Origin of the sequence: Williamsia serinedens, assembly GCF_024171725.1 — a bacterium.
Classification (GTDB): domain Bacteria; phylum Actinomycetota; class Actinomycetes; order Mycobacteriales; family Mycobacteriaceae; genus Williamsia_A; species Williamsia_A serinedens.
Window position 1 is genome coordinate 705,010 of sequence record NZ_JAMTCG010000001.1, and the last position, 24,551, is coordinate 729,560.

Below are 24,551 nucleotides of genomic sequence, written 5' to 3' on the forward strand. Positions count from 1 at the left end.
CTAGGATGAGACCACCCCGCGGGCGGTGATGGGCGTCCGCGCAGCATCGTCGGAGGTGGGTCGTTGATCATCGACACCCCTCACCTGCGTCTGCGGCCGGTGACCACCGCCGACGTCGACGACCTCGTCGACCTCGACAGCGACCCCGCGGTGATGCGGTACGTCTCCGGCGGTGCGCCGACCCCACCGGAGACCATCGCCCACTGGGTCGTCCCCCGCGCGATCGCGGCGCTCGCCGCCGGGATCGGTGCCGGCATGTGGATGGCCCACGACCGGGCCGAGCAGTTCGTCGGGTGGTTCGCGCTGCGGGCGCCACGCCACAGCGCCGCGCCCGAACTCGAGCTCGCCTACCGCCTGCGGCGGACGGCGTGGGGACTCGGCTACGGCACCGACGGATCGCGTGCACTGCTGCGTCATGCCTTCGAGACCGGACCCACCGACCGCGTGTTCGCGGGGACCATGGCGGTGAACGCCGCGTCGCGGCGCGTGATGGAGAAGTCGGGCATGCGGCTCGCGGCGCTGCACCAGGCCGACGACCCCGCGGTCGACGGATACGAGCGCGGCGAGGTCGAGTACGAGATCCTCCGTCGGCAGTGGGAGTCCGGTGAGCTCGCCTGGGCACCGCGACGCGCCCGGCACACGCACCTCATCGCCTGACGAGGTCGCCCGCGAAACGTCTGCCCTCGCGCGCGTGGTCGTCGCGTCCATTGACTACCGTTGGGGCAGAGCGGACGGCATCGACGACGCCGTGACACCACCCCCGTCACGGCACCAGGGACCGCCCGGCTGCCACCAGCGACAACACAGGAGCACCGCATGAACGCTTCCACCGAGGCGCGTCCGCACCGCGTGGTCATCATCGGGTCCGGATTCGGTGGCCTGTTCGGCGCACAACGCCTGCGCAAGGCGAACGTCGAGGTCACCCTGATCGCCCGCACCACCCACCACCTCTTCCAGCCGATGCTGTACCAGGTGGCGACCGGCATCGTCAGCGAGGGCGAGATCGCGCCGGCCACCCGTCAGGTGCTGCGCCGCCAGAAGAACGCCACCGTCCTGCTCGGCGACGTCGAGAAGATCGACCTCGAGCGCAAGGTGGTCACGTCCCGCCTGCTCACCCGCATGACGGAGACGCCGTACGACAGCCTCATCATCGCTGCGGGCGCGGCGCAGTCCTACTTCGGCAACGATCACTTCGCCGAGTTCGCGCCCGGCATGAAGACCATCGACGACGCGCTCGAGCTGCGCGGACGCATCCTCGGCGCCTTCGAGCAGGCCGAGCTGTCGACCGACCCGGAGGAGCGTGCACGTCTGCTCACGTTCGTCGTCGTCGGCGCCGGACCCACCGGTGTCGAACTCGCCGGCCAGATCGCCGAGATGTCGGACAAGACCCTGAAGGACGCGTTCCGCAACATCGACCCGACACAGGCCCGCGTGATCCTCCTCGACGCCGCGCCGGCCGTGCTGCCGCCGATGGGCGAGAACCTGGGCACCAAGGCGGCGCGTCGCCTGGAGAAGCTGGGCGTCGAGATCCAGCTCAACGCGATGGTCGTCGACCTCGACTACGACGGCCTCACCGTCAAGGAGAAGGACGGCACCACCCGACGCATCGAGTCGCAGTGCAAGGTGTGGTCGGCCGGTGTCGCCGCGAGCCCGCTGGGCAAGCAGCTCGCCGAGCAGAGCGAGGCCGAACTCGACCGTGCCGGCCGCGTGAAGGTGGGCCAGGACCTCACCATCCCGGGTCATCCCGAGGTGTTCGTCGTCGGCGACATGATGTCGGTCGAGAACGTCCCCGGGCAGGCGCAGGGCGCCATCCAGGGCGGGCGGTACGCCGCCGACGCGATCGTGGCCGGACTCAAGGGGCAGTCGCCCGAACAGCGGACCCCGTTCAAGTACAAGGACAAGGGCTCGATGGCCACGGTGTCGCGGTTCAGCGCCGTGATGAGCGTCCCGATCCCGTTCACACAGAAGCGCTTCGAGACCGAGGGCTTCTTCGCCTGGATGGGGTGGCTGGCGCTGCACCTGGTCTACATCGTCGGGTTCCGCAGCCGCCTGTCGACGATCATCGACTGGGCCGTCGCCTTCAGCACCTGGGGGCGTTCGCAGCTCACCGTCACCGAACAGCAGGTCTACGCCCGCACGGCGATGGATCACCTGCACCACCTCGAGGCGGAGAACAAGCTCGACGACAAGCCGGCCATCCCGGCCATCGCCGAACCGGACCCGGAGCCGACGACCCCGGGCGCCGACTCCACCACCGACGCCGACGCGAAGGACGAGGCGCGCGCGACGGGCTGACGCTCAGCGTCCGATCGTGTCCTCCGCGGCCCGCGCCTGCGCCACGGTCCGTCCCAGAGCCGTTGTCAGTGCGGCGCCGCCGGCGAGGGCCATGCGGGTCGCGGTTCGCGAGGACGACACGTCACCACCGCGGACGTCGGGGTAGACGAACCGGCTGACGACGGCGCGGTGGTCGTCGTCGAGCACCGATCCCGCCCCGAGTTCGAGTCGGTGCCGCAACAGGGGTGTGTCGTCGACGTCGACCCACAGCCGGCCGGACCACGCGCCACCGGTCTCACCGTGTCGTCCGATCTGCGCGCTCTCCTCCACCGTGACGGTCGCGCTGCGTGCCACCCGCACCCGGGTCGTGGTGTCGTGGCGAGCCGTCGCGGCGACGACGGTCGCCTGCGGTGCGAGACACAGGGCCGCGTCGTCGGCGACGTCGACGGACCACTCGGCGGAGGAGTACGGGTCGGTCCGGGACGGCAGCGCGATGGTCGCCGCCACCGTGCCGAGCCACAGACGCGCCCCCGCCTCGACCTCGATCCGGATGTCGATGCGGTCCCCACCCAACGGCGTCGCCGCCGTCGAGATCAAGTGCAGCGCATCGACACCCGTACGACGCACGGCGAGACCGCCGACGGCGCATGACCACGGCGCCCGGCCGGCCCGCGCGACCACGTGGACGACGGTGTGCACCGGCGTCAGTGCACCTCGGCGAGCTGTCGCCGGACCCAGCCCAGGACGTCGGTCGCCGCCGGGTCCTGCGTCAGCGAGATCAGGGCCGTCGGCCGGTCGCCGCGCACCGCGGCGGCGTCGCGCTCCATCACCGACAGATCGGCCCCGACAAGCGGCGCGAGGTCGGTCTTGTTGACCACCAGCAGATCCGAGAACGTGACGCCGGGGCCGCCCTTGCGGGGCACCTTGTCGCCGCCGGCGACGTCGATCACGAAGATCTGCACGTCGATGAGGCCCGTGGAGAACGTCGCGGTGAGGTTGTCGCCGCCGGACTCGACGAGGATCAGGTCGAGCGGCGGGTTGTGCTCGACGAGGTCGTCGATGGCGTCGAGGTTGGCGGTGATGTCGTCGCGGATCGCGGTGTGCGGGCACCCACCGGTCTGGACCGCGGTGATCCGTTCGTCGGGCAGGACGGCGTTGCGCCGCAGGAAGTCCGCGTCCTCGGTGGTGTAGATGTCGTTGGTCAGCACGGCCACCGACAGCTCGTCGCGCAGCTGACGGCACAGCGCGGCGACCAACGCCGTCTTGCCGGACCCGACGGGCCCGCCGATCCCGACGCGCAGGGCCTCCCCGGGTTGTCGGTTGCGCCGCGGCCGGTCGGGGGCGTGGCTGTGCGGCTGTCCGTCGATCAGATGCGGGGGCATCGGTGTCACCGTCCTTCTGTGAGCGCTGCGTCGCGCGGGTGGGGCCTGGGGTGGCTCGTCGCGATCGTCACGACGCGAAGAGGGGCATGTCGCGACGTTCGTGCCGTTCGGCGAGCACGTCGTAGACCGGGTCGGAGAGGTCGGCGAGGTCGGCGGCCGCCGCGTCGGCGGTCTGCGTGCACAGCTCGGCGAGGTCCATGGTGATCATGGCGACGTCGGCGGGGTCGAGCGCGAGCAGCCGTTGTCCGGCGGTCGCCGATCCGGTCATCGCGGTGTAGACGTGCACCAGCGCGACGTGCCGCCCCGACATGCCGCACAGGGCACCGACGGTCCCCGCGATCACCGGCAGGTGGGATCGCGGTGTGTGTCCGGAGAAGTCGTGGTCGGGCCACCGGCGACGGGCCAGTCGGACCATCCCGCGACCCTGTGCGAGCGAGGCGGCGCGCGCCGCCGACGACGGTGTGCGGGCGTCCGTCTCGACCTGGGCGTCGGCAGGTGTCAGGCGCCCGTCGGCCACCGCGGCGGCGATCGACCCGGCGACCAGCGCGCCCGTCACGATGCGGCGCCGCAGGTATGCCTCGAGATCGGCCGCGTCGACGACGGCACCGTCGGCGATGGCCTGCTCCACCCCGCCGGAGTGCACGTGTCCACCGACCGGCAGTCGGGAGTCGGCCAGGGTCAGCAGCATCGCGAGGGGGCCGTCGGGCGACGGCACGGGGCTCGGCATCAGAACAGGAAGTAGCGCTGCGCCATGGGCAGGGTCTGCGCCGGCGCCTCGGTCCAGACCTCCCCGTCGATCGAGACGGTGAAGGTGTCGGGGTCGACGCGGATGTCGGGGGTGGCGTCGTTGCGGGGCATGTCGGCCTTGCCGATCGATCGCACGTTCTTCACCGCGGCGAGACGTCGTCGCACGCCGAGGCGCTCGGCGAGGCCGTCGTCGAGGGCCTGCTGCGCCACGAAGGTCAGCGACGTGGCCGCCGCCACCGGCGGCGCGGCACCGAACATGGGGCGGTTGAGGACCGGCTGGGGTGTCGGGATGGACGCGTTGGCGTCGCCCATGGCAGCCCAGGCGATCGCGCCGCCCTTGACGACGACGTGCGGCCGGATCCCGAAGAAGGCGGGCTCCCACAGCACGAGGTCGGCGAGCTTGCCCACCTCGACCGATCCGATCTCGTGGTCGAGACCATGGGCGACCGCCGGGCAGATCGTGTACTTGGCGACGTAGCGTTGCGCCCGGTTGTTGTCGGCGCGACCGTCGCCCTCGAGGCTGCCGCGGCGGGCCTTCATCGCGTGCGCCGTCTGCCAGGTCCGGAGCACCACCTCGCCGATGCGGCCCATGGCCTGCGCGTCGGAGCCGATCATCGAGATCGCACCCATGTCGTGCAGCAGGTCCTCGGCGGCGATTGTCGACGGGCGGATGCGGCTCTCCGCGAACGCGAGGTCCTCCGGGACGCTCGGGTTCAGGTGGTGGCACACCATCAGCATGTCGAGGTGCTCGTCGAGGGTGTTCACCGTGTGCGGGCGCGTCGGGTTCGTCGAGCTGGGCAGCACGTTGGGATGGCTTGCGACGGTGATGATGTCGGGTGCGTGACCACCGCCGGCGCCCTCGGTGTGATAGGCGTGGATCCCGCGTCCGGCGATGGCCCCGAGCGTCTGCTCGACGTAGCCCGCCTCGTTGAGGGTGTCGGAGTGCAGAGCCACCTGCAGACCGCTCTCGTCGGCGATCCGCAGCGCGGCGTCGATGGCCGCCGGGGTGCTGCCCCAGTCCTCGTGCACCTTGAAACCCGATGCGCCGGCGAGGATCTGCTCGCGCATCGAGTCCAGTCCGACGGTGTTGCCCTTGCCGAGCAGCGCGATGTTCAGCGGCCAGTGGTCGGTGGCGGCGATCATCGACGCGAGATGCCATGCCCCGGGCGTCACCGTCGTCGCCTTGCTGCCCTCGGCCGGACCCGTGCCGCCGCCGATCAGGGTCGTGACACCGTTCGACAGCGCCTCGTCCATGATCTGCGGACAGATGAAGTGGACGTGACAGTCGATCGCGCCCGCGGTGACGATCTTGCCGTTGCCGGCGATGATCTCGGTGCTCGGGCCGATGACGAGGTCGGGGTGGACGCCGTCCATCGTGTCGGGGTTGCCCGCCTTGCCCAGCGCGACGATGCGACCGTCGCGGATCCCGAGGTCGGCCTTGACGATCCCCCAGTGGTCGAGCACGACGACACCGGTGATCACGGTGTCCGGGGTGCCCTGCGCGCGGGTGGCCCGCGACTGGCCCATGGACTCGCGGATCACCTTGCCGCCACCGAAGACGGCTTCCTCCCCCGCGAGTCCCGGTCCGCCACAGCGGTCCTCGGTGATCTCGACGAGGAGGTCGGTGTCGGCCAGACGGATCCGGTCACCGACCGTCGGCCCGAACAGCTGCGCGTACCGCTCCCGGCTCAGTGAACTCATCGCCCCAACTCCCCCGGTGCGTCGAGGGACAGCCCCGGGACGACGCGTGCGCCGGCGATCGGGACCAGCGACACCGTCATGTCGATCCCGGGCTCGAAGCGCACCGCGGTGCCGGCCGGGATGTCGAGGCGCAGGCCGTGCGCCGCGGCGCGGTCGAACTCCAAGGCGGCGTTGGCCTGCGGGAAGTGGTAGTGGCTGCCGACCTGGACCGGCCGGTCGCCGGCGTTGACGACGGTCAGCTCGGTCACCGGTGCGCCGGCGTTGATCTCGATGTCGCCCTCGTCGCAGAGGACCTCGCCCGGGATCACGCGATCGGCTCGTGGACGGTGACGAGCTTGGTGCCGTCGGGGAAGGTGGCCTCCACCTGCACGTCGTGGATCATCTCGGGCACCCCGTCCATCACGTCGGACCGTGCGAGCACACTGCGGCCGCTGGTCATCAGGTCCGCCACGGATCGACCGTCACGGGCTCCCTCGAGGACGTGGTCGGTGATGACCGCGATCGCCTCCGGGTGGTTGAGCTTGAGCCCTCTACCCTGTCGACGACGCGCGAGTTCGGCTGCGTAGGAGATCATCAGCCGTTCCTGCTCGTGCGGCGTCAACCTCATCGCATCACTCCTCCGCTGCGGACCGGCGCCCGATCGTGTCGGTCATCGTGCCACGCACCCGCCACCCCGTCGCGGCGAACACGGCCGCCTCCCATCGGTCGGCCACCCCAAGCCGTTCGTTGGGCACCCGGAGCCGTTCGTTGGGCACCCGGAGCCAATGGTTGGGCACCCGGAGCCGATGGTTGGGCTCCCGGAGCCGTTCGTCGGGCACCCCGGGGCACCGCGATCGTTCCTACCGCCCAGCGAACGGTTCCAACCGCCCACTAGACGGTTCCAACCGCCCAAAGAACGGTTCCTGCTGCCCAACCGACGGGTCAGCGACCGGGTTGGTCGAGGTTCGCCAGTCGCACCCGGCCCTGCGCGACGAGACGGCCGTCGGCGTCGGTGATGTCGACCTGCCACAGCTGCTGTGAGCGCCCGCGGTGGACGGGTGTGGCCTGACCGGTCACCTCACCCTCGCTGACGGCCTTGATGAAATCGGTCGAGTTGTTCACCCCGACGACGCGCGGCGGCAGACCCTGGTCCTGCAGCCACTGCGCGGCGGACATGCTCGCGAGGCTCTCCACGAGCGCGCAGTGCACACCGCCGTGGACGATCCCGAACGGCTGGTGGTGCTCCGGACGGACCGTGAACGAGGCACGCGACCCGTCCCCGCTCACGTGCTCCCACCGGAAGGACAGGTGGCTGTCGAGGCCGGCGCCGATCAGGTTCTCGTCGAGAGAGGTCATCACCGGAGCCTAATCACGGGCCCACACCCCCCACCCCGGGACACCGACAGGCCCCGTACCGAATCCGGTACGGGGCCTGCCGTGGCGTGGACCGGGGGTCTCTGCAGCCCTCAGGACGCTCGCGCGGTCCGACGTGATGATGAAGATAGGCTATCCTTACCTTCATGGTCAAGACCTACGCCTCCGTCACCTCGGCGCCCCGTCGACCCGGTTCGCTCGAGTCGACGGGTCGGGATGTCGGACGATCTGGCCGCATGGCGGGAGCGCGGCGTGCACGTCCGGTCGGTAGAGTCAAGAAGATGAGCGGTTTGGGAGACCTCGAGCGCGCGGTGATGGACAATCTCTGGTCCAGTGACGAGCCGCTGACGGTGCGGCAGGTGCACGCCGCCCTGTCCGAGGACCGCGACCTCGCCTACACGACCGTGATGACCGTGCTGCAGCGCCTGGCGAAGAAGAACCTCGTCACCCAGATCCGCGACGACCGCGCCCACCGCTACTCCCCCACGCACCCCCGCGAGGACCTCGTCGCCAGCCTGATGGTCGACGCCCTGAGCGAGGCCGACGAGTCGACGTCGCGGCACGCCGCGCTGGTGTCGTTCGTCGGTCGCGTCGGAGCCGACGAGGCAGCCGCGCTGCGTCGCGCCCTCGACGAGTTGGAAGCGGCCCGTGGAGACTCCGACCGCTCGTGATCTCGGTCCGCACGACCGCCGGGAGACCACCGTCCGGCGGGTATCGTAAGGGGTGTCCGGACCGTTGATCCGGACCGCCTCCGACCACCGCCCGGCGCGTCGTGGGCGATGTCGACACCGCAGTGAGGACACCCGATGACCGCCGCGGCGTTCGGGCTGATGGCACTGGTCCTCGTGGGCCCCGTGCCCGACCGCCTGTCCCGTGCCACCTGGCCGCTGCACGCCCCGCGTGCGGCCATGGCGTTGTGGCAGGCCATCGCTCTCGCCGCCGTGCTCTCGGCGTTCAGCTGCGGTCTCGCCATCGCGGCCAACCTCCTGGTCATCGGCCCCGACGGACGACCCAAGACCAACCCGCTCGACGAGATCGACTCGCTCGGCATCGTGCTGTGGTCGATCTACGTCGGCGTCTTCGTGCTGACGCTCTTCATCGGTGCGCGACTGATGTACACCGTCGTCCGTGTCGGGGTGCGCACCCGCGCACGTCGCGCCGCGCACCGCACCCTGATCGACCTGCTGGACAAGCTCGACCGTCGTGACTGTGACGGCGCGCTGCGCGCGCGGGACGTCCGCATGCTCGCCGTCGAGCAGCCCATCGCCTACTGCCTGCCCGGGCTCCGACAGCGCGTGGTGCTGAGCGAGGGCGTGATCGCGCGGTTGTCCCACGACGAGCTGGAGGCGGTCATCACCCACGAGCGCGCCCATCTGCGCGCGCGCCACGACCTCGTCCTCGAGGCGTTCATCGCCGTGCACGAGGCGTTCCCCCGGTTCATCCGCAGCCGGTCGGCGCTCGGGGCGGTGCAACTGCTCGTGGAGGTCCTCGCCGACGACCACGCCGTGCGCGCCACCGGGCCCACGCCGCTGGGCCGCGCCCTGGTCGCCTGCGCCGACTCGGTCGCCCCGCGCGGCGCGCTCGCCGTCGGCGGTCCGACCACCCTGACCCGCGTCCGGCGACTCTGCCACGACTCACCGGCGCGCTGGCCCTCCGTGGCCGCCTACACCGCCGCTGCGGGGATCCTCGTGCTGCCGACGCTCGCCGTCGCGATCCCGTGGCTGACCGAGCTCAGCCGACTCGTCACCGCGTGAGTCGTCGTCCCGGGAATCGTCGTCGGCGCACAGGTCATAGGCTGGGGACATGACACAGACCTCGGGTGACTCCTCGACCACCGCGCGCGCCCAGATCGGCGTGACGGGACTGGCCGTCATGGGGTCCAACATCGCGCGCAACCTCGCCCGACACGGACACACCGTCGCCCTGCACAACCGGACGACCGCCAAGACCGACGCCCTCCTCGAGAAGCACGGCGACGAGGGTGATTTCGTGCGCACCGAGTCCATGGAGGAGTTCGTCGCCGCGTTGGAGAAGCCGCGCCGCGTGCTCATCATGGTCAAGGCGGGCGACGCCACCGACGCCGTCATCTCCGAGCTGGCCGACCTCATGGAGGACGGCGACGTCATCATCGACGGTGGCAACTCGCTCTACACCGACACCATCCGCCGCGAGAAGGAGATGAGCGAGCGCAACCTCAACTTCGTCGGCGCCGGCATCTCCGGCGGCGAGGTCGGTGCGCTCGAGGGTCCGTCGATCATGCCCGGCGGTCCCGCCGAGGCCTACGAGTCACTCGGCCCGCTGCTGGAGTCGATCTCCGCCCACGTCGACGGCGAGCCGTGCTGCACCCACATCGGCCCCGACGGCTCCGGCCACTTCGTCAAGATGGTCCACAACGGCATCGAGTACGCCGACATGCAGCTCATCGGTGAGGCCTACGACCTGCTGCGCCGCGCGCTCGGCCTCGACGTCGAGCAGATCGCCGACGTCTTCCGCGACTGGAACTCCGGCGACCTGGAGAGCTACCTCGTCGAGATCACCGCCGAGGTGCTGTCGCAGAAGGACGCCGAGACCGGCAAGCCGCTCGTCGACGTCATCGTCGACGCCGCCGGACAGAAGGGCACCGGGCGCTGGACCGTGAAGTCCGCGCTCGACCTCGGGGTGCCGGTCACCGGCATCGGTGAGGCCGTCTTCGCGCGCGCCCTGTCCAGCGAACTGGACCAGCGGTCCGCCGCGACCGACCTCAAGCCGGGTGTCATCGGCGAGCAGCCCGCCGACACCGACGCGTTCGTCTCCGACGTCCGCGCCGCGCTCTACGCGTCGAAGGTCATCGCCTACGCACAGGGCTTCGACCAGATCCGCGCCGGCAGCGAGGAGTACGGCTGGGACCTGCACCCCGGCGCGATGGCCACCATCTGGCGCGGCGGCTGCATCATCCGCGCGCAGTTCCTCAACCGCATCCGCGACGCCTACGACGAGAACCCCGACCTGAAGAGCCTTCTGCTCGCGCCGTACTTCCGCGACGCGGTCGAGGAGGGCGTCGAGAGCTGGCGTCGTGTCGTCACCACCGCGGCGGGCCTGGGGATCCCGGTCCCGGCGTTCGCGTCGTCGCTGTCGTACTACGACGGTCTGCGCTCCGAGCGGCTGCCAGCCGCCCTCACCCAGGGCCTGCGCGACTACTTCGGTGCCCACACCTACCAGCGCGTCGACAAGGAGGGCACGTTCCACACCCTGTGGAGCGAGGACCGCTCCGAGGTGGAGGCCTGAGACACCGCCGTGCGTTTCCTCGACGGACACCAGATCACGACCGATCTCACCTATGACGACGTCTTCGTCGTGCCGGGGCGCAGCGATGTCGCGTCCCGGTTCGACGTCGACCTGACCACCTCCGACGGAACCGGCGCGACCATCCCGATCGTCGTCGCGAACATGACGGCGGTCGCGGGCAAGCGCATGGCCGAGACCGTCGCGCGGCGCGGCGGGATCGTCGTGCTGCCGCAGGACCTCCCGGCAGCGGCCGCCGCCGAGTCGATCGCGACGGTGAAGAGCCGCGACCTCGTCGCCGACACGCCGGTCACGCTCGGCCCCGACGACGCCGTCTCCGACGCACTGGCACTGCTGCCCAAGCGTGCCCACGGTGCGGGCGTCGTGGTCGACGGCGACGGACGCGCACTCGGCGTCGTCACCGCCGAGGCCTGCACCGGGGTCGACCGGTTCGCGCGGCTGTCCGAGGTCCTCGACCCGGCGATCGTGACGCTGCCCGTCGACACCGAGCCCCGGAAGGTGTTCGACGCCCTGTCCGACCAGCACCTCGGGGTCGCGGTGCTCACCGCGCCCGACGGCACGATGGTCGGCGTGCTCACGCGGACGGGCGCGGTCCGCGCGGGGATCTACACGCCGAACACCGACGGCCACGGGCGTCTGCGGGTGGCCGCGGCCATCGGCATCAACGGCGACGTCGCGGGCAAGGCGGCCGCCCTGGCCCGCGCCGGTGCCGACCTGTTGGTCGTCGACACGGCGCACGGTCACCAGGAGAAGATGATCGCCGCCGTCCGCGCGGTCGCCGAGGCCGATCTCGGCCTGCCGATCGCCGCCGGCAACGTCGTCTCCGCGCAGGGCACCACCGACCTCCTCGACGCGGGCGCGTCGATCATCAAGGTCGGTGTCGGCCCGGGCGCGATGTGCACCACCCGCATGATGACCGGCGTCGGACGTCCGCAGTTCTCGGCGGTCGCCGAGTGCGCGGCCGTCGCGCGTGCCCGCGGCGCGCACGTCTGGGCCGACGGCGGTGTCCGGCACCCCCGCGACGTGGCGTTGGCGCTCGCCGCCGGCGCGTCGAACGTGATGATCGGGTCGTGGTTCGCCGGTACGCACGAGTCCCCGGGCGACCTGCACCACGACCCGTCAGGGCGTGCCTACAAGGAGAGTTTCGGGATGGCGTCGAAGCGCGCCGTCGCCGCGCGGACCGCGGGCGACAGCGCCTTCGACCGTGCCCGCAAGGGCCTGTTCGAGGAGGGGATCTCGAGCTCGCGGATCCTGCTCGACCCGGCCCGACCCGGCGTGGAGGACCTCATCGACCACATCTGTTCCGGTGTGCGCAGCACCGCCACCTACGTCGGGGCACGCACCCTCGACGAGCTGCACGAGCGCGTCGTGCTGGGGGTGCAGTCGGCCGCCGGGTTCGCGGAGGGACGCCCCCTGCCGACCGGGTGGTGACCCCGGCGTGCAGACCCTGATCATCGTCGGGAGCCTGGTCGGGTTCATCGCACTGACCCTCGGGACGGCGCTGTTCGTCGCGGCCGAGTTCTCGCTCACCGCGCTCGAACGGTCCACTGTCGACGCCGACCTGCACCGCCGCGACGACCGACGGGCCCGACAGGTCGCCCGCGCGCACCGCACGCTGTCGTTCCAGCTGTCGGGCGCGCAGCTGGGCATCACGATCACGACACTGGTTACCGGCTACATCGCCGAGCCGGTGTTGGCGCAGCTGTTCGGCCCGGCGCTGGAGGCCGTGGGCGCCGGGGACGAGCTCACCGACGTGCTGTCGATCATCCTGGCGCTCGTCGTGGCGACCTCGCTGTCGATGGTGCTCGGCGAACTCATCCCCAAGAACGCAGCAATCGCGCGGCCGTTGCCGACGGCGCGGGCCACCGCGGGCCCGATGGTCGGGTTCTCGGCGGTGTTCTCCTGGGCGATCCGCGGGACCAACGGGACCGCCAACTGGGTCGTCCGCCGGCTCGGCATCGAGCCGGCGGAGGAACTGCGCTCGGCGCGGTCGCCGGAGGAACTGGGCTCGCTCGTGCGGAACTCGGCGCGTGAGGGGTCCCTCGACCAGGGCACGGCCATCCTCGTCGGCCGGTCGCTGCGGTTCGGGGAGCGCACCGCCGAGGAACTGATGACGCCGCGGTCGACGGTCGAGGCACTCGACGAGACCGCCGACGTACGCGACCTCATCCTCGCCGCGTCGCAGACGGGCTTCAGCCGCTTCCCGGTCGTCGTCGACGGCGACCTCGACAACATCCGCGGGTTCGTGCACATCAAGCAGGCGTTCACGCTCCCGGTCGCCCAGCGACGGTCGACGACGATGCGCGACATCGCCCGCCCCGTACCCGTGGTCCCCGACAGCCTCGACGGCGACACCCTGATGGCCCGCATCCGCGGCGACGGGCTGCAGGTCGCGGTCGTCGTCGACGAGTACGGCGGGACCGCCGGGATCGTCACCACCGAGGACCTCATCGAGGAGATCGTCGGCGACGTCACCGACGAGCACGACGACGAGCAGGCCGACGTGTCCCGGTCCGACGACGGGTGGATCTGTTCGGGCCTGCTGCGCATCGACGAACTGACGACGGCGACCGGATACCACGCGCCGGAGGGCGACTACGACACCCTCGGCGGTCTCGTCGTCGCCCTGCTGGGACGCATCGCGCAGGAGGGTGACGTCGTCGCGCTGCCCGAGCGCCACGAACTGGAGGATGAGTCCGGGCCCGACCCGGTGCCCCCGACACCGCGGTGGCAGGCCCGTGTGGTGCGCATGGACGGACGCCGCGTGGACGTCGTCGCGATCTCCGCGCTGGAGGAGGACACGCCCGCCGGGCCGACCTCCGAGGAGGCGTCGTGAACGACTGGCTCGGGGTGCTCGTCGCCGTCGCACTGCTCGCCGGCAACGCCTTCTTCGTCGGGGCCGAGTTCTCGCTGATCTCGGCGCGCCGGGACCGTCTGGAGACCCTGGCCGAGCAGGGGAAGAGCCGCGCCCGCACGGTGATCCGTGCCGGTCAGGACCTGTCGCTGATGCTGGCCGGCGCGCAGCTCGGCATCACGATCTGTTCGATCCTGCTCGGCCGGGTCGGCGAACCGGCGGTGGCGCACCTCATCGAGGCCCCGATGGACCTCGTCGGCATCCCCGACGCGCTGCTGCACCCGATCGGGTTCACCATTGCGCTGATCCTGGTGGTGGCGCTGCACATCCTGCTCGGCGAGATGGTCCCGAAGAACATCGCCCTCGCCGGCCCGGAGGCGTCGGCGATGCTGCTGGTGCCGGTGCACCTCGCGTGGATCCGGATCGCCAAGCCGTTCATCGCCTTCTACAACCTCGCCGCCAACCTCGCGCTCCGCGTCCTGCGGATCACGCCGCGCGACGAACTCGACGCGACGGTGTCGGCCGGTGAGCTCGCCGAGATGATCGGCGAGTCCCGCGAGGAGGGCCTCATCGACGCCGAGGAGCACGAGCGGCTGACCCGCGCTCTGCGCACCGCCGGGCGCACGGTCTCCGAGGTCGCGATCCCCCTCGCCGACCTGCGCAGCGTCCGGGCCACGACCGACCCCGCGACCGGTCGCCGCGGGCCGACGCTCGGGTCGATCGAGCGGGCGGTGTCGGAGACGGGGTTCTCGCGGTTCCCGGTCCGTGGCACCGACGGCACCTTCACCGGCTACCTGCACCTCAAGGACGTGCTCGACGAGATCCTCGACGAGAGCGTCGGTCCGGACACGATCATCGGCGCCGACACCATCCGGCCGCTGCCGGTGATCTCCGGCGACACCTCGCTCGACGAGGCGACCGCGTCCCTGCGCCGCACGAGCGCCCACCTGGGGACCGTCGTCGACGGCAACGGGCGCACCACCGGGATCGTCGCGCTCGAGGACCTGGTGGAGGAGTTCGTCGGCACCGTCCGCGACGAGACCCACCGGATATGAGGGTCCTCGCCGTCGACGAGTGGACGGCACGGGCCGACGCCCACGTCGCCCGCGTCGACGCGCTGCTCGACGACCACCCCCGCCGACTGCCCGACGGGCGCGACCACCCGGTGTGGCAGTTCCTGTTCCGCTACTACAGCCACAAACCCGCCCGACTGCGCCGGTGGCACCCCGGGTTCGGCGTCGGACTCGCCGGGGCACCGGACCACCGCGACTGGCCGCACTACGTCCGCGTCGACGAGGCGTCGACCGGCCCGGTGGTCACCGTCGGCCGCGATCACCTCGACGCCCGGCGCGACGCCGTCGACCACGTCACCCGACTGCTCGCGGCGACGGCGGGTCGCGCGCCGCGGTGGAACTGTTTCGGACTGCACGAGTGGGCGATGGTCTACCGCGACGGCGATGCGCGGCGGCACGAGGTCCCCCTGCGACTGGGCGCCGCCGGGACCGATCGGGTCGTCGAACGCCAGGGACTGCGCTGCACGCACTTCGACGCCTTCCGGTTCTTCTCCGACGACGCGGTCGGCCGCAACGCGCGACCGCTGTCGCGGGACACCCAGGTGACCAGCGAGCAGCCGGGCTGCGTGCACGCGGGGATGGACCTCTACAAGTGGGCCACCAAGCTCGAGGCGCTCGTCGGGTCCGACGTCGTCGTCGACGCGCTCGCCCTGGCGTTCGACCTCCGCGAGCTCGACATGCGGGCCAGCCCGTACGACCTCCGCGACCTCGGGTTCGCACCGGTGACGGTCGAGACGCCCCGAGGACGGGCCGAGTACGTCGCCCACCAACGACGACTGGCCGATCGCGCGGCGGCGATCCGTCGTGATCTGCTCGACCGGTGCCGGTCCCTGGCGTCGGCCACCACCGTGGGCGAGCCGCTCCCTACCCCTGAGTAGCATTGATGCCCGGATCACCGCGAGGACACCAGCCGTCTCCGTGACCGGAGGAGATCGGCAACCAGCGAAAGAGGAGCCATGACCGAACGCGTCACCGTCGGCGGGGTGCAGGTCGCCACCGTCCTGCACGACTTCATCACCTCCGAGGCACTGCCCGGCACCGGGGTGGATGCCGACGCGTTCTGGGACGGCGTGGGCCGCCTCATCACCGATCTCGCCCCGCGCAACCGCGAGCTGCTCGCCGTCCGCGACGACCTGCAGAGCAAGATCGACGACTGGCACCACGAGAACGGCGAAATCGACCCGGGCGCCTACAAGGCGTTCCTGCAGGAGATCGGCTACCTGGTCCCCGTGCCGGAGGACTTCCAGATCGGCACCGAGAACGTCGACACGGAGATCACCAGCACCGCGGGCCCGCAGTTGGTGGTGCCCGTCCTCAACGCCCGGTTCGCGCTGAACGCGTCCAACGCCCGCTGGGGCTCGCTGTACGACGCGCTCTACGGCACCGACGCCATCCCGGAGACCGACGGCGCCGAGAAGGGCACCTCGTACAACAAGGTCCGCGGCGACAAGGTCATCGCCTACGCGAAGGACTTCCTCGACGGTGCCGTGCCGCTGGAGAGCGGCAAGTGGGCCGACGTCACCGGCCTCGCCGTCGACGGGTCGTCGCTGGCGGTCACCACCGGTGACTCCTCGACGACCCTCGCCGATCCCGCCGCGTTCGTCGGGTACCTCGGCGACGCCGGGTCCCCGAGCGGCGTGCTGCTGCGCCACAACGGGCTCCACCTCGAGGTGCAGATCGACGCCGACTCGCCGATCGGCTCGACCGATCCCGCGGGCATCAAGGACGTCCTGGTCGAGTCGGCGATCACCACGATCATGGACTTCGAGGACTCGGTCGCCGCGGTCGACGCCGAGGACAAGGTGCTCGGCTACCGGAACTGGCTGGGGCTCAACAAGGGCGACCTCGCCGAGGACGTCACCAAGGGCGGGAAGACCTTCACCCGTACGCTCAACCCGGACCGCGTCTACACCAAGCCCGGCGGCGGCGAGCTCACCCTGCCCGGTCGCTCACTGCTGTTCGTGCGCAACGTCGGTCACCTGATGACCAACGACGCGATCCTCGACGCGAACGGCGACGAGGTGCCCGAGGGCATCCTCGACGCCGTCTTCACCTCGCTCATCGGCATCCACGGCATGTCGAGCGAGGGTCTGCAGAACTCGCGGACCGGGTCGATCTACATCGTGAAGCCGAAGATGCACGGCCCCGACGAGGTCGCGTTCACCGTCGAGCTGTTCGGTCGCGTCGAGGAGATCCTGGGCCTGCCGACCACCACGCTGAAGGTCGGCATCATGGACGAGGAGCGCCGCACCACGGTGAACCTCAAGGCCTGCATCAAGGCCGCCGCCGACCGCGTCGTGTTCATCAACACCGGCTTCCTCGACCGCACGGGCGACGAGATCCACACCTCCATGGAGGCCGGCGCCGTCATCCGCAAGGCGGAGATGAAGGCGCAGACCTGGATCAAGGCCTACGAGGACTCCAACGTCGACATCGGCCTGCACGCCGGCCTCGCGCACCACGCCCAGATCGGCAAGGGCATGTGGGCCATGCCCGACCTGATGGCCGACATGCTGGAGCAGAAGATCGGTCACCCGAAGTCGGGTGCGACCACGGCCTGGGTGCCCTCCCCGACCGCCGCGACCCTGCACGCCCTGCACTACCACCAGGTCGACGTGTTCGAGCGTCAGGACGAGATCGCCAAGCGCGACCCGGCGTCGGTCGACGACATCCTGCAGATCCCGCTCGCCAAGGACACGAACTGGTCCGACGAGGAGCGCAAGCAGGAGCTCGACAACAACTGCCAGTCGATCCTCGGCTACGTCGTCCGCTGGATCGACCAGGGTGTCGGCTGCTCGAAGGTGCCCGACATCCACGACGTCGCCCTCATGGAGGACCGTGCGACGCTGCGCATCTCGAGCCAGCTGCTCGCGAACTGGTTGCGGCACGGGATCATCACCGAGGACCAGGTCGTCGAATCGCTGCAGCGCATGGCCGCCGTCGTCGACGAGCAGAACTCCGGGGACTCCGCGTACCGGCCGATGGCCCCGGACTTCGACTCCAGCATCGCCTTCCAGGCGGCCAAGGACCTCATCCTCGAGGGCACGTCGCAGCCGAGCGGCTACACCGAGCCGATCCTGCACCGACGCCGTCGGGAGTTCAAGGCCGCCAACGCCTGAGGGCCCTGACGCATGGCCCGGCACCGCACGGACAGCGCCCGACGCCGCGGCATCAGCCGCGGGTTGGCGCTGTCCGTCGCGGCGCTGGTGGTGGTCGCGGTGTTGGTGGTCGTGTGGGTCGTCCTCGGTCGCAGTCTGCGTGAGGACTCGACGGCCGCGGCCCAGAGCTGCGTGGAGGGACCGGAGACGGTCTCGGTCGTCGCCGACGCGGACATCGCCGAGCCGCTGGCCCGGATCGCCGCGGCGTACTCCGCGACGAAACCGGTCGTGCGGGACAAGTGCATCACCGTGTCGGTCCGTCCCGTCGACCCGAAGACGACCCTCGACGGGCTGACCGGTACCTGGGACACCGCGTCGATGGGCGCGTATCCGGCCGCGTGGGTGCCCGCGTCGTCGGTGTGGAGTGCGCAGCTGCTCGCGGCGAGGTCGTCGGTCGTCGACGGGGACCCCGAGTCGCTGGTCACCTCGCCGGTCGTCCTGGCCGTGGCGCCGCAGTTCGCGCGTGCCGCCGCGGGAAAGCTGGCGTGGATCGAGGTGCCCACCCTCGCTCGTGACGACGACGGGCTGGCGCGCCTCGGCCTCACCGGGTGGGGTCGGCTGCGGCTGGCGCTGCCTGCTGGTCCCGGGACGGATGCGACGGTCCTCGCCGCACAGGCCGTCGCCACCGCGGTCAGCCGTGTCGGTTCGGCCGGTCTCACGCTCGACGACGCACGCTCGGCCCAGGTCACCTCGACGATCACGGCGCTGCGCGCGCAGGCACCGCAGTCGGTGGGCGGCAGCGCGACGCGCACCCTGTCGGCGATCGTGGACGGCGATCCGGCCCGCGCACGCGTCCACGCCGTGCCGATCACCGAACAGGCCCTCTACGCCGCGACGCAGCGGTCGGGCGCCGCGGCGGTCGTCGAACTGCTGCCCACCGGCTTCACACCCTCGGCCGACCATCCGGTCGTCGACCTGACGGGGCCCCAGGTCGACGCGGCGGCGGCGGAGTCGGTGACAGCCTTCTTCAAGTTCGCCCGCATGCCCGAGCAGCTCGCGGCCCTCACGCGGCTCGGCTTCCGCGGCGCCGCGACCGCGGCGTCACCGAACTCCGCCGTCTCGTTCCCCGCGGTGGAGAACCCCATGCCGGCGGGCGAGCCTGCCGCCCTGGCCGAGATCGCCCGGCAGGTCTACGCGGCACGCTGACCGCGTAGGCCTGGTCGCGACTCAGGCCTCGCCGAAGGCCCGCCGTCAGGCTCCCCGATGGCCTTCGTCAGGCCTCGCTGAAGGCGCTGATGGGCGGGCAGCTGCAGACCAGGTTGCGGTCGCCGTAGACGCCGTCGATACGACGCACCGCGGGCCACACCTTCTCCCGTGCACCGGCCGACGGCCGGCCGTTCGGGAACGCGGCCTGCTCGCGGCTGTACGGGTGCTCCCACTCGGCCACGAGGCACTCCGAGGTGTGCGGGGCACCACGCAGCGGGTTGTCGTCGACGGTGTAGGTGCCGTCGGCGACCTGCTCGATCTCGGCGCGGATCGACACCATCGCCTCGCAGAACGCGTCGATTTCGTCGAGGTTCTCGCTCTCGGTGGGCTCCACCATGAGCGTCCCGCTCACCGGGAAGCTCATCGTCGGCGCGTGGAACCCGTAGTCCGCCAGCCGCTTCGCCACGTCGTCGACGGTGACGCCGGTCGCCTTGGTGATCGGACGCAGATCGAGGATGCACTCGTGGGCGACCCAGCCGTTCTCGCCGGTGTAGAGCACCGGGAAGTGGTCGGCGAGGCGCCGCGCGATGTAGTTCGCCGACGCGATCGCGGTGAGCGTCGCCCGACGGAGGCCCTGCGCACCCATCATGCGGATGTAGGCGTAGGTGATCGGCAGGATCGACGCCGAACCGTACGGCGCGGCGGAGATGGTCATCGACCCCGGCAACGCGTCGGCCAACGGGTGGCCGGGCAGGAACTCCGCCAGGTGCTCGCGCACTCCGATCGGACCGACGCCGGGTCCCCCACCGCCGTGGGGGATGCAGAAGGTCTTGTGCAGGTTGAGGTGGCTGACGTCGCCGCCGAACTTGCCCGGCCGGGCGACCCCGACCAGCGCGTTGAGGTTCGCACCGTCGACGTACACCTGACCACCGGCGTCGTGCACGGCACCGCAGATCTCGGCGACCTCGTGCTCGAACACGCCGTGGGTCGACGGGTAGGTGATCATGATCGCCGCGAGCGACTCCGCGTGGGTGGCGATCTTCTCCTTGAGGTCGGCGGTGTCGACGTCACCGTTGGCGCGGCACGCGACCACCACGACGCGCATCCCGGCCATGACGGCCGACGCGGCGTTGGTGCCGTGCGCCGACGACGGGATCAGGCACACGTCGCGGCTCTCGTCGCCGCGGCTCAGGTGGTATTTGCGGATCGCCAGCAGCCCGGCGTACTCGCCCTGCGATCCGGCGTTGGGCTGCAGGCTGATCCGGTCGTAGCCGGTGATGTCGGCCAGCCACGTCTCGAGCCGCTCGATCATGGTGCGCATGCCGACGGTGTCCTCCGACGGCGCGAACGGGTGCAGGTTCGCGATGCCGGGCCAGGTGATGGGCTCCATCTCCGCGGCCGCGTTGAGCTTCATCGTGCACGAACCCAGCGGGATCATGCTGCGGTCGAGTGCGATGTCCTTGTCGGACAGACGACGCAGGTAGCGGAGCATCGACGTCTCGGTCCGGTACCTGTGGAACGCCGGGTGGGTGAGGAACTCGCTCGTCCGCTCCGGCCCGACCGGCGCCTCGGCCACCTCCCCCGACAGCTCGGCCCCGAACGCGACGAGGACACCCGCGACGTGCTCGTCGGTGGTCGTCTCGTCGCAGGCGATGCCGACATGGTCGGCGTCGACGCGCCGCAGGTTGATGCCGGCGTCGCGCTTCGCGGCCTCGACGACCTGATCGGCGCGGTCGGGCACCCGGGCGAGGACGGTGTCGAAGAACGTGTCGTGCACCACTTCGACGCCGGCGTCGCGCAGACGGCCGGCGACCACGGACGCAAGCGTGTGGACGCGCCGCGCGATGGCGGTGAGGCCGTCGGGACCGTGGTAGCTGGCGTACATCGCGGCGAGCACGGCGAGGAGCACCTGGGCGGTGCAGATGTTGCTCGTGGCCTTCTCGCGGCGGATGTGCTGCTCCCGCGTCTGCAGCGACAGGCGGTAGGCGAGGTTGCCGTCGGCGTCCTTGGACACGCCGACCAGGCGGCCGGGCAACTGGCGCGCATGCTGGGTGCGCACCGCGAGATAGCCCGCGTGCGGACCGCCGAAGCCCATCGGGACACCGAAGCGCTGGGTGGTGCCGAAGCACGCGTCGGCGCCCTGCTCTCCGGGCGAGGTGATGAGGGTCAGCGCGAGCAGGTCGGCGCCGACGGCCACGAGCGCATCACGCTCATGGGCGGCGGCGATGATCGGCGCGAGGTCGACGACACGACCCGAGGCGCCGGGGACCTGGGTGAGGACGCCGCAGAAATCGCCGTCGGGCAGGCCCTGCGAGAGGTCGGCGCGGACGACCTCGATGCCCAGCGGCTCGGCACGCGTCTCGATGACCGCGAGGGTCTGCGGGAAGACATCGTCGTCGACGACGAACCGCGGCGACTTGTTCTTGGTGGCGCGACGCAACAGGGTCATCGCCTCGGCGGCCGCGGTGCCCTCGTCGAGCATCGACGCGTTGGCGACGTCCATGCCGGTCAGGTCGGAGACCATCGTCTGGAAGTTGAGCAGCGCCTCGAGGCGGCCCTGGCTGATCTCGGGCTGGTACGGCGTGTACGCGGTGTACCAGGCGGGGTTCTCGACGATGTTCCGGCGCAGCACGGCCGGGGTGTGGGTGCCGTAGTAGCCCAGGCCGATCATCGACGGCGCGGCGGTGTTCTGCGACGCGAGGTCGGCGAGCTCGGCGAGGGCCTCGACCTCGGTGGCCGCGGGCGGGAGGATGTCGAGCCCGGTGGCGTCGGCCGGGTCGGCGATCGACGACGGGACGACACGGGTCGCGAGGTCCTCCAGCGAGTCGATCCCGAGCGCGTCGAGGATGCGGCCCAGGTCGTGGTCGTCGGGGCCGATGTGGCGGTCGGCGAAGGCGTCGGTGACGTCGGCGATACGGGTCTGTTCGGACACGGGTGGGACCTCCCCTGGTGCATGCCCGACGATGCCGCCGGGCAGCGGTTGGTCCTCCCCCTCTGTCCTGCCCGTCGAGGACGGGCGCCTGAGAGATTGAGCCGCGGGCGGCGGCCTTTCACCGTGGGCGGACGATGCGGACACCGTCACTTTCCAGAGACGCCGGGGTGCGGCACGGTCCCGGGTGCCTGAGAGATTGACGGAGAGGTGTTGCTCCTTCGGCGGCCGCGACCGATCGGGTCGCGACACTCTCCCATGCCGCTGCGACGTGGGGCCGAGTTTACCCCGGTGGTGCTACCCCGTGCGACGTGCGCGGGTCTTGCGGCGGGCGGCGAGCTCGTCCTCGGGGGCCGTCTCGCTGACCGCGCCGTCGGCCCGCTCGCCCGGGAAGTCGGCGATCGTCCCCGACAACTCGCGCATGGCACCGGCGACGGCGATGCCGAACACACCCTGCCCGCCCTGCAGCAGGTCGACGACCTCCTCGGCCGACGTGCACTCGTAGACGGTGGTGCCGTCGGAGAAGAGGGTGATCCGGGCCAGGTCCTCGACCCCGCGCTTGCGCAGGTGGTCGACGGCGACACGGATGTTCTGCAGCGAGATGCCGGTGTCGAGCAGTCGCTTGACGATCTTCAGGACGAGGATGTCCTTGAACGAGTACAGGCGCTGACTGCCGCTGCCCGCCGCGCCCCGGATCGACGGGACCACGAGCGAGGTGCGCGCCCAGTAGTCGAGCTGGCGGTAGGTGATGCCCGCGATCTGGCAGGCGCTCGGCACGCGGTAGCCGACCAGCTCGTCGGGGACGGTGTCGTTCGGGAACACCCCGGGGGCGACGTCGTCGAGGGTGCCCTGCTGGGGTCGCGTCACCGGCGCCTGCTCGGTCCGGGTCGCGACGTCGTCGGCGGTGTCCGGGCCCTGCGTGGTTGGCTCGTCGCCCACGGCGTGCTCCTGGGATGCTGGGGTCTGTCCCTCGGCGTGAACCTGAGCGGACGGATGGCGAAACACCATCGGTGCAACTCAGGGTACCCCTGCGACCCGACCCTGGGTGTCGTCCCGCGATCTCGCGGGTTCGAGGGGAACGCTATGGCCCCGCGACGCGCCGATCAACGCGACTCGCCCGCCCGAGAAGTCTCAATCTCAGCTTGAGGGTGAACCGTGACCCCGGGGAGATGCTTCCGTGATCAGGCTCCGCCTGTCACACCGGATCAGGCTCCGCCTGTCACACAGGATCAGGCTCCGCCTGTCACACAGGATCAGGCTCCGCCTGAGGCCTTGAAGTCGTCGGGCGAGATGTTGTCCAGGAACTCCTTGAACTTCTCCACCTCGTCCTCCTTGACCTCCTCGGAGTCGGCTGACTCCTCGTCGGGGATGATCAGGCCCGCCTCGGTGAGGACGCCCTCCTCGGCGATGATCGGCACCTCGGCGCGCATCGCGACCGCGACGGCGTCCGACGGCCGCGCCGACACGCGCAGCTCACCGCCGAAGATCATCTCGGCGTAGAAGGTGCCCTCCTGCATGTCGACGATGCGCACCTCGACGAGTTCCTGGCCGAACGCGGTCACGAGGTTGACGATCAGGTCGTGGGTGAGCGGCCGGGGCGGCTCGACGCCCTTCTGCTTCAGGGCGATCGAAGCGGCCTCGCTCTGGCCGATCCAGATCGGGAGATAGCGCTCCCCGTCGACCTCGCGGAGCAGCAACACGGGCTGACCCTGTGGTGGTTCCACGCGGATCCCGACGACGTGCATCTCACCCATGGTCACTCTCCCGCCTGCCAAGGGGCACATCTCACAGCGCGACGCGCCTGTCGAACAGCACCGACCGGCACGTGGGGTACGGGCCGGTCGATCATGGTCGACGCTACACCTCACGGGCGCGACCCACCGGGGCGTGCGCGGGCTCAGTCCAGGGCATCGCGCACAGCGGCTTTCACCAGCTGTGTGTGCAGGGTGACGGTCAACGCGGCCACCTCGCGGGTGAGTTCCTCGGCCCGGTCGCGGGCGCCGGCGCCCTTGCTCTTCGCGATCGGGTTCGCGATCTGGGCGACCAGACCGGCCTCGCGGTCGGCGGAGACCTTGAACGCGCGCAGGTGCCTCGCCTCGAGGCCGTAGTCGGCGAGCGCTGCGGCCGCCTCGACCAGCCGGACCGCGTCCTCGTCGAAGAACCCGCCGGGTCCGGGTGTGAGCAGACCGGCGGCGAGGAGTTCGGACACGAACTCGGCGTCGGCCCCGGTGCGCTCGACCAGCGCCTCGCGCGACACGCGACCACCCGCGCTCTCGAAGTCCATCGCGGGGGCCACCCACGACTTCGCCGTCGACAGCAACCGCGGGGTGCCCGGGTCGACGCGTTCGCCACGGTCGATGGCCTCGAGCTGGTCCTTGATGACCTTCAGCGGCAGATAGCGGTCCCGCTGGGCGGTGAGGACGAAGCGCAGCCGTTCACAGTCGTCGGCGGTGAACCGTCGGTAGCCCGACGGTGACCGCTGGGGCGTGATGAGCCCCTCCGCCTCGAGGAAGCGGATCTTCGAGATGGTGACGTCGGGGAAATCCGGACGGAGCCGGTCGAGGACGGCGCCGATGGACATCGACCCCTCGCCGGCTCCCGCCCGACCGCCCGCGCGGGCGGCCCCGCCACCGGTGGACGGCGCGGTCACGA

Annotated in this window: 22 protein-coding genes and 2 riboswitches; of the genes, 11 read left to right on the forward strand and 11 right to left on the reverse strand. The window is 71.0% G+C overall.

Translation table 11 applies throughout. The features are described 5' to 3' along the window. Positions 1-63: 63 nt before the first annotated feature. On the forward strand, positions 64-657 hold the full coding sequence (locus LX12_RS03245; protein WP_253653038.1) for a GNAT family N-acetyltransferase: 594 nt from the start codon (positions 64-66) through the stop codon (positions 655-657). 159 nt (positions 658-816) lie between these two features. Beyond that, on the forward strand, positions 817-2,295 hold the full coding sequence (locus LX12_RS03250; RefSeq protein ID WP_253653039.1) for an NAD(P)/FAD-dependent oxidoreductase: 1,479 nt from the start codon (positions 817-819) through the stop codon (positions 2,293-2,295). A 3-nt stretch (positions 2,296-2,298) separates the two neighbouring features. Here the strand turns inward: LX12_RS03250 and LX12_RS03255 are convergent, their stop codons facing one another. The 7 genes from LX12_RS03255 to LX12_RS03285 form a co-directional block, all read right to left on the reverse strand. Then, positions 2,299-2,973: an urease accessory protein UreD gene (locus LX12_RS03255; RefSeq protein WP_253653040.1), complete on the reverse strand. Its 675-nt coding sequence runs from the start codon at positions 2,971-2,973 to the stop codon at positions 2,299-2,301. Between the two features lie 5 nt (positions 2,974-2,978). After that, on the reverse strand, positions 2,979-3,656 hold the full coding sequence (gene ureG / locus LX12_RS03260; protein ID WP_253653041.1) for an urease accessory protein UreG: 678 nt from the start codon (positions 3,654-3,656) through the stop codon (positions 2,979-2,981). A gap of 67 nt (positions 3,657-3,723) precedes the next feature. Beyond that, a complete protein-coding gene (locus tag LX12_RS03265; protein ID WP_253653042.1) occupies positions 3,724-4,383 on the reverse strand; it encodes an urease accessory protein UreF in 660 nt (219 codons plus the stop codon). After that, entirely contained in the window at positions 4,383-6,104 is a 1,722-nt protein-coding gene (locus LX12_RS03270; protein ID WP_253653043.1) for an urease subunit alpha, read from the reverse strand. Before LX12_RS03270 ends, LX12_RS03265 begins: the two co-directional genes overlap by 1 nt. Next, a complete protein-coding gene (locus LX12_RS03275) occupies positions 6,101-6,412 on the reverse strand; it encodes an urease subunit beta (protein WP_253653044.1) in 312 nt (103 codons plus the stop codon). The genes LX12_RS03270 and LX12_RS03275 overlap by 4 nt, the downstream gene beginning before the upstream one ends. Next, positions 6,409-6,711: an urease subunit gamma gene (locus LX12_RS03280; protein ID WP_253653045.1), complete on the reverse strand. Its 303-nt coding sequence runs from the start codon at positions 6,709-6,711 to the stop codon at positions 6,409-6,411. The genes LX12_RS03275 and LX12_RS03280 overlap by 4 nt, the downstream gene beginning before the upstream one ends. A gap of 314 nt (positions 6,712-7,025) precedes the next feature. After that, a complete protein-coding gene (locus tag LX12_RS03285) occupies positions 7,026-7,439 on the reverse strand; it encodes a PaaI family thioesterase (RefSeq protein WP_253653046.1) in 414 nt (137 codons plus the stop codon). A 299-nt stretch (positions 7,440-7,738) separates the two neighbouring features. On the opposite strand from LX12_RS03285, the gene LX12_RS03290 reads away from it, so the two are divergent. The 9 genes from LX12_RS03290 to LX12_RS03330 all read left to right on the forward strand — a co-directional run bounded on the left by LX12_RS03290 (position 7,739) and on the right by LX12_RS03330 (position 18,970). After that, a complete protein-coding gene (locus LX12_RS03290) occupies positions 7,739-8,128 on the forward strand; it encodes a BlaI/MecI/CopY family transcriptional regulator (protein ID WP_253653047.1) in 390 nt (129 codons plus the stop codon). Positions 8,129-8,263: 135 nt separating this feature from the next. Further along, positions 8,264-9,211, forward strand: a complete 948-nt coding sequence (locus tag LX12_RS03295; RefSeq protein ID WP_253653048.1) for a M56 family metallopeptidase — start codon at positions 8,264-8,266, stop codon at positions 9,209-9,211. A 49-nt stretch (positions 9,212-9,260) separates the two neighbouring features. After that, positions 9,261-10,721 carry an NADP-dependent phosphogluconate dehydrogenase gene (gene gnd, locus LX12_RS03300; RefSeq protein WP_253653049.1) on the forward strand — a complete coding sequence of 487 codons (1,461 nt, stop codon included), beginning with the start codon at positions 9,261-9,263 and terminating at the stop codon, positions 10,719-10,721. Between the two features lie 9 nt (positions 10,722-10,730). After that, positions 10,731-12,170 (forward strand): GMP reductase, encoded by a 1,440-nt coding sequence (gene guaB1, locus LX12_RS03305; protein ID WP_253653050.1) that lies wholly within the window; start codon positions 10,731-10,733, stop codon positions 12,168-12,170. A 7-nt stretch (positions 12,171-12,177) separates the two neighbouring features. Next, positions 12,178-13,575: a hemolysin family protein gene (locus LX12_RS03310; protein WP_253653051.1), complete on the forward strand. Its 1,398-nt coding sequence runs from the start codon at positions 12,178-12,180 to the stop codon at positions 13,573-13,575. Next, positions 13,572-14,648, forward strand: coding sequence for a hemolysin family protein (locus tag LX12_RS03315; protein WP_253653052.1), 1,077 nt, complete (start codon positions 13,572-13,574; stop codon positions 14,646-14,648). Before LX12_RS03310 ends, LX12_RS03315 begins: the two co-directional genes overlap by 4 nt. Next, complete coding sequence (locus LX12_RS03320) at positions 14,645-15,544, forward strand: 3-methyladenine DNA glycosylase (RefSeq protein WP_253653053.1); 900 nt, start codon at positions 14,645-14,647, stop codon at positions 15,542-15,544. The genes LX12_RS03315 and LX12_RS03320 overlap by 4 nt, the downstream gene beginning before the upstream one ends. 78 nt (positions 15,545-15,622) lie before the next feature. Next, positions 15,623-17,785, forward strand: a complete 2,163-nt coding sequence (locus LX12_RS03325) for a malate synthase G (protein WP_253653054.1) — start codon at positions 15,623-15,625, stop codon at positions 17,783-17,785. Positions 17,786-17,797: 12 nt separating this feature from the next. Then, positions 17,798-18,970: a type 2 periplasmic-binding domain-containing protein gene (locus LX12_RS03330; RefSeq protein WP_253653055.1), complete on the forward strand. Its 1,173-nt coding sequence runs from the start codon at positions 17,798-17,800 to the stop codon at positions 18,968-18,970. Positions 18,971-19,037: 67 nt separating this feature from the next. Here the strand turns inward: LX12_RS03330 and gcvP are convergent, their stop codons facing one another. From gcvP to ftsR, 4 genes are all read right to left on the reverse strand, one after another. Continuing rightward, positions 19,038-21,902 (reverse strand): aminomethyl-transferring glycine dehydrogenase, encoded by a 2,865-nt coding sequence (gcvP, locus tag LX12_RS03335; RefSeq protein ID WP_253653056.1) that lies wholly within the window; start codon positions 21,900-21,902, stop codon positions 19,038-19,040. Positions 21,903-21,954: 52 nt separating this feature from the next. Then, a riboswitch (glycine riboswitch) is annotated at positions 21,955-22,067 on the reverse strand. Continuing rightward, a riboswitch (glycine riboswitch) is annotated at positions 22,068-22,168 on the reverse strand. Positions 22,169-22,196: 28 nt separating this feature from the next. After that, positions 22,197-22,766: a MerR family transcriptional regulator gene (locus LX12_RS03340; RefSeq protein WP_253653176.1), complete on the reverse strand. Its 570-nt coding sequence runs from the start codon at positions 22,764-22,766 to the stop codon at positions 22,197-22,199. A 386-nt stretch (positions 22,767-23,152) separates the two neighbouring features. Next, positions 23,153-23,653 (reverse strand): bifunctional nuclease family protein, encoded by a 501-nt coding sequence (locus LX12_RS03345; RefSeq protein WP_253653057.1) that lies wholly within the window; start codon positions 23,651-23,653, stop codon positions 23,153-23,155. Positions 23,654-23,796: 143 nt separating this feature from the next. Next, positions 23,797-24,480: a transcriptional regulator FtsR gene (gene ftsR / locus LX12_RS03350; protein WP_253653177.1), complete on the reverse strand. Its 684-nt coding sequence runs from the start codon at positions 24,478-24,480 to the stop codon at positions 23,797-23,799. Positions 24,481-24,551 lie beyond the last annotated feature (71 nt).